Origin of the sequence: Mesotoga sp. H07pep.5.4, assembly GCF_003664935.1 — a bacterium.
Taxonomy (GTDB): domain Bacteria; phylum Thermotogota; class Thermotogae; order Petrotogales; family Kosmotogaceae; genus Mesotoga; species Mesotoga prima.
This window is the reverse complement of sequence record NZ_JFHM01000023.1, coordinates 1-10,503: the sequence shown is the minus strand read 5'-3', so window position 1 is coordinate 10,503 and position 10,503 is coordinate 1. Positions and strand designations below refer to the sequence as shown.

Here is a 10,503-nt window from a genome sequence, read left to right as displayed (position 1 = left end):
CAGTGGTCCTTTCTTGAGTGCTGTGAAGGCGTCGTAAGCATTGGCAATCGTTGCAGGCCTGACAAGGAAGTGTTTGTTGTTACCGTTAGCTCAACTGCTCTTAGCTCTGTCAAGTCTTCGAGTTTGTCTGCATAAGAGAAAGTACTTCCAATCTCTTTCAGCTTTCTGCATAAGGCAGTCTCCATTACCAGTGCAAGGAAACAGATCATTATGTGTCCCTTCACCCTCGTGTCTGTGTAATGGTATATGGGACGAAGATCGAGTCCGCTCTTCAGTTCCCTGAAGGCCCTCTCTACTTTCCACAGTAACTTGTATGATTGAGCAACCTCTCTATTGGTTAGTTTTGTGTTCGTTCTTAGAACGTATTTGCCATCATATTTGACTTCCGAAGCCATCTTTTCCTGGTCTATCTTCACATCTGTTTTCTGCATACTCAGATATCTTCTGTATCCTCTGTTTCCTACAAGACTCTTTGGCCCCTGTTTGAGTTTCTTAGTAAGGTTCTTCACTATCTCTTCTCTCTTGATTCTGTCTCTTTCTGCCTGAAATGGATTGAAACAGATTACGTATCTCTCCCCCTCATGCAGAACTTCCTTTACCTTCAGATTCTCTTCCACTTCTTCGTAATCACCGGGCTGATTCAATACCGCTTCAACTCTCTTGCTTCTTCTCATCTTCACTCCGAATATGTATGAAAGCCCGGTCTTATCTATCTCCTCAATGAGTCCGTTGCTTATCATTCCTCTATCGGCTACCACTATAACCCTGTCTATGTTGAATCTCCTTCGTATATCCTCAAGAGCTATCCTGAAAGTATCTATGTCTGCTGTGTTTCCGGGAAAGATTTGGTGAGCAACGGGGAAACCATCCTTCGTCATTAGTACCCCTATCATCACTTGCTTGCAATCAGACCTGTGATCCTTAGAACGACCATACATTGAAAGTTCGGGTCCTTCTCCCTGGAAGTACGTACTCGTTGTGTCCCAGAATACTAGATCGAGATTCAAGTTGAAGAGAGTCTTAACATTACTGAATAGCTCTTCCTCCACTTCTTCCTTGAACTTCTCGAGATAATCCAGTCCACGGTAGTAATGCTGAAGACTCAACTGTTCGAACTCAGGTCTGTAAACCTTGCTTACCCACCTGTCTACTCCCCTCTTCGATCTCGGTTCGACAAGTCTGTTAAGTACCATAGCGAATATAGCCTCAACGTAATCGCTAACTGCATCCGTATCTCCCAGAAGTCTCTTCAATACTCTTTCGATACCCAGTTCCTTCCATAACTGCTCGAAGATAATTACAGGTCCCCACAGATAGGTTTGATTCACATTAAGGGCTTCTTTCCTAATCCATTCTTTCGTCGAGAAGTTCCTCAGGCTTTCAATAAGCCTATCTATCTGGCCACTGTTCTGAAGATCATCTACTCTCCCCAGATTAACCAGAACTTTCTGTCTAGTCTTATTCCCCACTCGTATATTCTCTACGAGCTGCAGGTAACTCCTGGTGGAACCGTCCTTGTTTTTGAAGTGCTTCAGTCTAAGAAACATGGCACCTATATTATATCACTATAACTAAATACAAGTCAAGTACTAACAAAATGACAAGCAAACACACATGGCACCGCATTTCAAAAACGATTTAAATATCTACAACGAACTTATGCACCTTTCAGAACTTATTCCTACTATTTATTCTCTTTTGCTGTCAAAGTTGAGCTTTACGAGGCTAAAGGTTAGGAAAGAAAAAGAGCCGATTAATCGGCTCAGGATTCAAGTTAATAATATACGATACAGGAAAGAAATCCATCATTTCTGTCCGTAATGATTCTTCACAAAATCTTGCATCTTAAGACACTCGTCATGAGAGATAACTTTGGGAGTTCCTAAAATCGTAGCCATGATAATTGTCTTTGCAGATTTCTCAAGTACTTCCGCCACTTTGAAGGCGTCGCTCAAATCGCCTCCGACACAGACTGCTCCGTGATTGGCTAGTAAAGCGGCGTTGTTGTTTCCAAGTGCGGAAACTACGTTTGCCGCAAGTTCTTCTGTTCCGGGTAATGCGTACTCCGCGCATTTCACGCCCTCTCCAATTATCTGTACCAGTTCTTCGGAGACGGCAGGTATATCCTTTCTTGCTATAGCGAAAGCCGTTGAGTACTGGGGATGGGTGTGGATAACAGCTCCAACATCCGGTCTGTGACTGTAGATCATCCTGTGCAGCGCGTGTTCTATGCTTGGCTTTCGTTTGCTGTCAATAGTATTGCCCTTCATGTCTGCCATCACAATATCATCGATCTTCAAACTCCCGTAGCTCATCCCACTTGGGGTTATGAGGAAGGTTTCTTCATCTACTCTTACGCTTATGTTTCCCCATGTTCCCACCGTCATGCCCCTGTCTTCCATCCTCTTACAGGCATCCAGCACCAGGCTTGCGAATTCAACTCTATTCATATGTATACGCCTCCAACTTCTCCATGATTGAACGTGTGTTTTCATAGATCTCTTTATAAATTCCAAATAGATTCTCATATTTCTTAGCTCTGATTGGGTCGGGAATGACAGTCTCAACATGTCTGATCAACCTGGCAGCTTCTCTGGGATCTCCAATTTCATTTGTGGCAAGAAGGGCGAGTATCAAGTTGCCTATAGCACCGGTGTCCTGAGTCTCCAGGGTTCTCACTTTCTTTCCGTAGACATCTGATTGTATCTTCCGCCAAATGGGACTCTTGCTGCCCCCTCCCATAACGTTCACGCTGTCGAACTTGACTCCCAACTCTTCAACGACTTTCATACAGTCCTTTATCGAGAATGAGACCCCTTCCATAATTGCCCGAACCATGTGTGCCTTAGAGTGTTTCATGGTCAGTCCAAAAAAGACGCCCCTTGCTTTGGAATTCCACAGAGGGGTTCTTTCACCCATGAGATAAGGTAGAAAAACCAGGCCTTCCGACCCCAGAGAAACACCTTTTGCCAGGGAGGAGTATTCGTCAAAGACTTCGCTATTTCTCTCTTTATCGAAGGTATTTCTAAACCAGGTTAAGCTGGAAGCGGCCGTCTGAGTTATCCCCAGAATATCCCAGTAACCTTCAAGTGGATAGCTCCAACACATGACCCTCTTCTTTGGGTCTATTACCGGCTTGGATGTGCAAGCGGCAACGACACCGGCCGTGCCGACTATGCATGAAACCTCTCCTTCACCGAGAAGACCCGAACCCAATTCAGCAACTGAGTGGTCCGAACCTCCGTTCACTACAGGTGTCCCTTGAATCAGGCCTGTCTCTCTTGCCGCTTTCTCGTTGACATGACCGATTATTCTCGCTGAAGGAATAACCTCCGGAAGAAGATCTCCATCCAGATCAATTAGTTCAAGAGCCTCCCTGCTCCATTGATTCGTTCTTATGTCGAATACAGCAGTTCCCGAGGCATCCGAGGGATCTGTAACCTTGTTCCCTGTGAGCAGAAACTTTATGTAATCCTTTGCGATCAATATCGACTTCGTACGGGAAAAAACGCCTGGCCTATGCTTTCTCACCCAGCATATTTGTGGAGCGGCGTAAGTTGTTGTGGGGAAGTTCCAGGTCAGATCGGAGAGCCTTGCGGCCCTGCCATCGCTTTGCCATTCTTCTATTATTTCGCTGCTTCTCTGATCTAGCCAGGTGATTGAAGGGCCTATTGGCCTGTCTTCGGAGTCTAGATAGACATGGGTATGCATCTGGCCGCAAATAGAAATCGCTTTGATTAGATGAGGGAGATTGTTGTCACTATCAGTCAACTTCTTTACACAATCTATGATCCCCTCCCACCAAAGCGCCGAATCTTGTTCTGCCTGTCCCGCGCTTTCTGAGATAATGGGGTACTCCGTGTATGCCGATTTCTGAATCTCACCTTCCAGAGAGACCAATGAAAGTTTTACTCCCATGGTTCCCAGATCGATTGAAAGAACTCCTTGCCTCATCGTCTCCTCCACAGGTACATTCTAAAACCGCTATAGAGTAAAATGGATCACTAAAGTGATAACTTCATATCATGGTCTATTGCCTAGAGCTTACCAGATAATTTGTATTTGAAGAAGTCCGATTAGGAACAAATATCCCATAGTTCAAACGATTAGGAGTGATTTCCGACGAATAATACTATGTAATGTTAGCTTAGACAGTGTCAATAAAAACAGATCTTTGACTGGCAATATAGCTGCGGGAAGGCGATAGATCAAGTTGATCATCCAGAATTATCCCGGAACAATGGATGAGATAATCCGGAAAACGAGAGTATTTATCGCTACATGGTCTTCATCAGCCGTAAGTTCGAATAACCAGTAATCTTCGGATATGGATCTGTCAGAGTGAATCGATATAATTGAAATGTTGATCACAAGTAATCATGTGAACTATGATGCTTTGTCTTATGATCTTTGGGCCGGCCTACCGGTCACATAGAAGGAGGGATGCGAATGAACAAGAAGCTTCTGATGCTCCTGTTCTGTGTCTTGTTTACAGTTGCCGTCTTAGCAGCGAACTATGAGATTGCCGTCGTTGTCAAGATCGGCGGAATCCCCTGGTTCAACAGAATGGAAGTCGGTGTAAAAGATGCAGCAGAAGAACTCGGCGTGAATGCCTACCAGATAGGGCCTTCCGATGCGGATCCTGCTCAGCAGGTGAAGATTGTTGAAGACCTTATTGCCAAGGGAGTAGATGCCATCTGTGTAGTACCTAATGATGCGAAAGCTCTTGAGCCTGTATTCGAGAAGGCAAGAGCGAACGGTATCATTATCATCACACACGAGTCACCAGAGCAGAAGGGTGGCGACTGGGACGTAGAAACGATAGACAACGTCAAGTTTGGAGAAGCTAACTTCGAGAAACTTGCTGAACTAATGGGCGGAGAAGGTGAGTTTGCCGTTTTCGTCGGAGGACTCACAGTTCCTCTCCACAACTTCTGGGCGGACGTTGGGCTTGCCTATGTTGCGGAGAAGTATCCAAATATGAAACTGGTAACCGAGAGAATCCCATGTGGTGAGAGCGTTGAGCTTTCCTATCAAAAGACACTCGAGCTTCTAAATGCGTATCCTAATCTGAGAGGCATAGTAGGATTTGGTTCACTGGGACCTATCGGAGCATCACAGGCGCTCAACGCGAGAAACATGAAGGGAAAGGTACAGATAGTCGGAACGGTTATCCCAAGCCATGCTGACCCGTATCTCAAGCAAGGACTGATGCAGTGGGGTTACCTGTGGGATCCAAGAGACGCTGGATTCGCGCAGGTCTATTTGGCAAAGACACTGCTAGATGCCAAGGTTGCTCTTGCTAAGGCGGGAATCCCCGAAGGCATAGTGCCGGCTGTTGTCGATGGATTCGAGATTCCCGGTCTTGGGAAGGCCACGCTGGAAGGAAACATTGTGAAATTCGACGCGCAAGTCGATATAACTGCTGAGAACGCCCTTTCTTACGGGTTCTGATTTCGAGAGGGGGTACGCCCCCTCTCTTTCTGGTGATCTGATTATGGCCGAAAAACTGTTGGAGATGAGAAATATTTCGAAGAGGTTCGGGGGGGTATTGGCCCTCGATTCAGTCGATTTTGAAATAGAAAGGGGGGAAATCCACTGTCTCGTAGGCGAAAACGGGTCTGGAAAGAGTACCCTAATCAAGATAATCTCGGGTATTCACTCACCCGATCCCGGTGGTGAGATCTATGTCGACGGAAGAAGGATAAGCCACCAGAAGTCTTCTAACAGTGTGAGGGAGGGAATTCAGGTTATCTATCAGGATCTTTCACTCTTTCCAAATCTGACCGTTGCAGAGAACATAGCTATTTCTTCGAGGGTGGAAACCGGAAGTCGTCTGATGAAATGGAAAGTAACCGAAGAAGAGGCAATGAAGACGATGGACAAAATTGGGGTTTCACTAGATCCCAGACGAGAAGTCAGCGAGCTTTCTATAGCGGAAAGGCAAGTTGTGGCGATATGCAGGGCAATAAATGCCAAGGCGAGACTTGTAATAATGGACGAACCTACTGCTTCTCTCAGCAAGAAAGAGGTTCAGTCGCTAATTAGGGTCATAAATGAACTACAGAATAGAGAAATCTCGACGATCTTCGTCAGCCATAAGCTCGATGAAATAATGGAGGTAGCCCAACGAGTTACCGTTCTTCGAGACGGAAAAAAAGTCGGTGCCTTCGATGCTTCAGAATTGACACGACAGAGGCTCTCATTTCTCATGACAGGCAAGGAGTTCGAGTACTCCAAACTGTCTCCCTATCCTGGTGACGAAGTTATTCTAGAAGTCAGAAAGCTCTCAAGGAGAAACAATTACAAGGAAATTGATCTGAAGGTTCACAAGGGTGAAATAGTAAGTATCACAGGCTTGATGGGTTCAGGCAGAACCGAGTTCGTTCTCTCTCTCTTCGGAATGAATCCTCCCGACGACGGAGAGATCTTCGTAGAAGGGAAGAGAATCACCCCTCGAAGTGCCGTGGCCGCTATGAGAGCTGGAATTGCATATGTTCCCGAGGATCGATTACTACATGGTCTTGTTATGGAACAGCCAGTAAGCAAAAACATTGTGCTGACTGTTCTCAAGAGAATACTGTCGAGAATCAGGCTCTTGAGCAAGGTCAAGGAGAGAACAGAAGTGAGGCGGTGGATCGACGAACTCTCAATCAAGATTCCCTCTGTCGACTCTCCGGTTAACACGCTTTCCGGTGGCAATCAACAGAGGGTTGTAATTGCAAAATGGCTAGCGATAAATCCAAAGGTGTTGATTCTCGATTCCCCGACAGTGGGAATAGACGTTGCCGCGAAGGACAGTATATACAAGATAATAAGAGAGTTAGCCTCAGAAGGTATTTCGATAATCATGATCACGGATGAAGCCGAAGAAGCGATCTATCATTCAAACACGACTTATATTATGAGCTCGGGAAGGATAATTGGAAAGTACAACTCCAGCGAGCTCACGGAGAAAGAGCTGTATGAGAAGATCAACGGACAGTAATTCAGTATTGAGAAAATTATTCGGCAAGAGCGAGTTCTATCTCTTGCTTGTAATAATAGTCGTCTCACTCTTCTTCACTGTTTTGAAGCCAAGCTTTCTTACTTTCACCAATCTCTACGGGATGGTTGAGAGCAACTCCTTTCTTGCGATAATGGCCGCAGGCGTTCTGGTCGTTCTGATTTCCGGAGGAATAGATATCTCATTTACGGCAATTGCAACGGTCGCGCAGTATGTCATGGCCACTATCGTCATTCATTGGGGCGGGAATATGTTCCTGGCCTTTGCAATAGGAGCGGTTGTCGGAATTGCGCTGGGTTTGGTCAATGCCTTACTGATTTATTTCCTCAAAACTCCGCCAATAATCGTGACGATCGCAACCATGAACCTGTTCTATGGCCTTCTAATATTTATCAGCGGCGGTACCTGGATTTACGGCTTTCCCATGTGGTTTATGGAGAGGAATCTAGTTAGGTTTGGAGACAATCCGGGGATTACTATACCGATTCTAGTTCTTGTTCTTTCCTTCATTCTTACTTGGCTGATACTGAAGTACACGGCTCTGGGCAGAAATATCTACGCCGTTGGCGGAAATCAGGAAGCCGCAAGACGCGTGGGAATAAGCGTTCTCAAGACGCAACTATTCGTTTATTGTTACATGGGTTTTCTTGCAGGCATAGCCTCAACAGTTCAGGCGAACATGATGTTGACTGTAGCCCCCAATGCCTTGATGGGCAGGGAACTGGAAGTTCTGGCGGCTGTCGTTCTTGGAGGAGCAAGCCTAGCCGGAGGTACTGGCAGCATTCTAGGGACGGTTCTTGGTTTCGGTTTGATTGTCATCGTTCAGAATGGCCTTACGTTACTCGGAATTTCCTCTTACTGGCATAAGGTCTTTATCGGAGCGATCATCGTCGTCAGCGTGGGGATAACGGCCTATCAAAGAAAAGTCCGCGAGAGAAAAGGAGCGATAATCAATGTTGAAGAGTGACACCGGCAGGGGAAGAGTATCAAAGCACTCCGAGATTCTCTCGCTTGGAGCGATTCTGGCCATTCTGGTACTGTTGTTCTCGCTTGCACTTCCTGGGAAATTTCTAAGGCCCAGCAATCTCCAGTCGATGGCTTTTCAGCTTCCTGAACTGGGAGTTCTTGCTTTCGCGATGATGATAACGATGCTTACTGGTGGAATTAACCTTTCAATCATAAGTTCGGCAAATCTCTCAGGGATAATCATGGCGATGATTTTGACAGGTGATTTAGCATCTGGTGCGGGAGGGGCTGGGTTAGGCTGGACGATATTTCTCGCCGTAATCGCGGGGTTGTCTATTTCACTCATAGTTGGACTTGTAAATGGAATGATAATCGCCTATGTCGGGGTATCTCCGATACTTGCGACGCTCGGTACTATGACCCTTCTCGAAGGAATAAGCCTAGTAATAACCAGAGGATATGTGATTTCGGGCCTGCCGAGAAACCTTCTCGTGATTGGTAATGGAACCTTCCTGGGAGTACCGGTACCGATGTTCATTTTAATAGCCGTTGCGGTAGCCGTCGCGATAATTCTAAACAAGACGCGCTTGGGTTTATCGACCTACATGATCGGATCCAACATCAAAGCTACCAGTTTCTCTGGAATAAACACCAACAAAGTAACCATTCTCGTTTACATGATCTCGGGCCTTCTGGCGGGTCTAGCCTCTCTGATAATGATAGCAAGATTCAATTCCGCAAAGGCCGGTTATGGTTCCTCGTATCTTCTCGTTACCGTACTGGTTTCAGTTCTCGGAGGAATCAATCCAAACGGCGGCTTCGGGAAAGTGTCCGGTGTTTTCCTTGGTTTGGTCTTGCTTCAGGTTATCTCAAGCGGTTTGAATCTTCTTGGAATAAGTCAGTTTCTCACACTTGCGCTATGGGGTGCACTCCTCCTCGGTGTAGAAGCTCTAAGATTAGCAAGAAGGAGAGTCAGATAAAACAAACATGCTGGAGTTGAGCGAATGGCTTTGAAGAAAGAAGACAGAAGACAGAACATTCTTAGCGTTCTTTCCGAAAGAGAATCGATTAATACTCAAGAACTTGCATCTCTAATGGATGTATCTCTCGTCACGCTGAGAAGAGACTTGAGAGATCTGCAGAAATCAGGCCTTGTCATCAACGGATACGGAGTCGTAAGAGCGGTGAATCAGGAAACAGATCCAAACAGCTTCTTCTTGAAAAGGCTGAGATTAGCTAGAGAGGCGAAAGAAAGAATTGCAGCGAAGGCAATCGAGTTTGTTGAAGAAAATGATGTTCTCTTTATAGATGAAAGCACTACATGTTACGTTTTCGCTTTGAAACTCTCCAGGGCTTTCAAGAAGCTGCACATAATCACCAACGGAATCAACATACTCCTAGCGCTTTCAAAGGTTCAGGGGTTTTCGGTTGAGTCAAGCGGCGGCAGTCTACAGTATGGATTTGATTCGCTCATCGGCCCCAGGGCGGAGAGTCTTGTCGGTTCAATATATGCAAACAAGTTCTTCTTTTCATGTGCTTCCCTTAGAAAGAAGATAGGGACATTCGAGTTGAGCCCCTTTTCAGCAAGTATAAAGAGAAAAATGCTTCTCAATTCCAGCGCAAAAATTCTTCTTGTCGACAACAGCAAATTCGACGTAATCGCGCCGTTCAAAATGGCCGAAATCGATGAAATAGATAGGGTCATCACCGAAGACAGAGACTTCTTGCCCTCTGAAGCGATATTGTAAGGCTGCTTCACAGAAAGTGATGCTATTTGATTGGACGCAAGGCGCAGAAAACATCGGCGGAAGTGATGCTGCTGCGCAGGAAGTGATGCCCTGAGTATCATCCGGGGAAGTGAGGCCGACTCCGTCGGGAAGTGATGCTCGCTGGCGCGAGGAAAGACACCCTCTTCTCTCCGGTCGCAAAACTTTGTGAAAAGGCGTCTTTAGAGAAGAGCACACGCCCCACCGCAAGCGGTCCCCCCGCTCAAGCGGGGATTTAGGAGCCTAAGTTTGAGAAGAACATGTCGAGACGCAAGGCTGCCTTCGGCAGGAAGCCTTCTCAGGTCCACCGTCAAAGGTTCTCCGTCCTCCGAGGAGACCAAGAGCAGAAGTGATGCGGCTTTCAGCGGGAAGCATTCAGAAGCCAGTCAAAAGGCGAAAATCATCGCCGCCAGTGAAGGCTTCACCTTCGCCAGTACCACTTCGTGGGAGAAGAGCCGCTGAACTCCTAAAGATCCGCTTTACGCTTAAGAGCGGAGAACCCGCTGAGCGCTTAAGAGAAAGAAACCGCTAGTCGCTGTGAAGACAACATTGTCCGTCAACGGTCCTCCGTCCCCCGTCGAGAGGATCAAAACCAGATCCCGAAACAAGTTCGGGATGACAGCAGATGGTTTTTCCGAAAGGGCCAGATGCTGTCATTCCGACAAAGCTCCTGGTCGGAATCTTAATGCTCTTGCTTCACGGTTCTTTTCGGCGAACGGAGAACCGCTCAACGGCCAACCAGTATCTTTGCTCTTTCCTACCACC

9 protein-coding genes are annotated in these 10,503 nt (G+C 46.4%); 6 read left to right on the top strand and 3 right to left on the bottom strand.

Annotated elements, in window-relative coordinates; translation table 11 throughout:
- The 3 genes from Y696_RS11050 to xylB form a co-directional block, all read right to left on the bottom strand.
- A partial coding sequence (locus Y696_RS11050; RefSeq protein WP_259459927.1) for an IS1634 family transposase occupies positions 1-1,469 on the bottom strand: 1,469 nt, incomplete at its 3' end.
- A 336-nt stretch (positions 1,470-1,805) separates the two neighbouring features.
- On the bottom strand, positions 1,806-2,450 hold the full coding sequence (locus tag Y696_RS11045) for a class II aldolase/adducin family protein (RefSeq protein WP_121510476.1): 645 nt from the start codon (positions 2,448-2,450) through the stop codon (positions 1,806-1,808).
- Positions 2,443-3,954: a xylulokinase gene (gene xylB, locus Y696_RS11040; RefSeq protein WP_121510475.1), complete on the bottom strand. Its 1,512-nt coding sequence runs from the start codon at positions 3,952-3,954 to the stop codon at positions 2,443-2,445. Before xylB ends, Y696_RS11045 begins: the two co-directional genes overlap by 8 nt.
- 489 nt (positions 3,955-4,443) lie before the next feature.
- Here xylB and Y696_RS11035 point away from each other — a divergent pair, with 489 nt between their 5' ends.
- The 6 genes from Y696_RS11035 (at position 4,444) to Y696_RS11010 (ending at position 10,200) form a co-directional block, all read left to right on the top strand.
- Positions 4,444-5,454 (top strand): autoinducer 2 ABC transporter substrate-binding protein, encoded by a 1,011-nt coding sequence (locus tag Y696_RS11035; protein ID WP_183084214.1) that lies wholly within the window; start codon positions 4,444-4,446, stop codon positions 5,452-5,454.
- Positions 5,455-5,497: 43 nt separating this feature from the next.
- Positions 5,498-6,988, top strand: a complete 1,491-nt coding sequence (locus Y696_RS11030) for a sugar ABC transporter ATP-binding protein (RefSeq protein ID WP_121510473.1) — start codon at positions 5,498-5,500, stop codon at positions 6,986-6,988.
- Positions 6,966-7,973, top strand: coding sequence for an ABC transporter permease (locus Y696_RS11025; protein ID WP_121510472.1), 1,008 nt, complete (start codon positions 6,966-6,968; stop codon positions 7,971-7,973). The genes Y696_RS11030 and Y696_RS11025 overlap by 23 nt, the downstream gene beginning before the upstream one ends.
- A complete protein-coding gene (locus Y696_RS11020; RefSeq protein ID WP_121510471.1) occupies positions 7,960-8,952 on the top strand; it encodes an ABC transporter permease in 993 nt (330 codons plus the stop codon). The genes Y696_RS11025 and Y696_RS11020 overlap by 14 nt, the downstream gene beginning before the upstream one ends.
- Positions 8,953-8,976: 24 nt before the next feature.
- On the top strand, positions 8,977-9,720 hold the full coding sequence (locus tag Y696_RS11015; RefSeq protein WP_006489913.1) for a DeoR/GlpR family DNA-binding transcription regulator: 744 nt from the start codon (positions 8,977-8,979) through the stop codon (positions 9,718-9,720).
- Positions 9,721-9,987: 267 nt separating this feature from the next.
- Positions 9,988-10,200, top strand: a complete 213-nt coding sequence (locus Y696_RS11010) for a hypothetical protein (protein ID WP_039882530.1) — start codon at positions 9,988-9,990, stop codon at positions 10,198-10,200.
- Positions 10,201-10,503 lie beyond the last annotated feature (303 nt).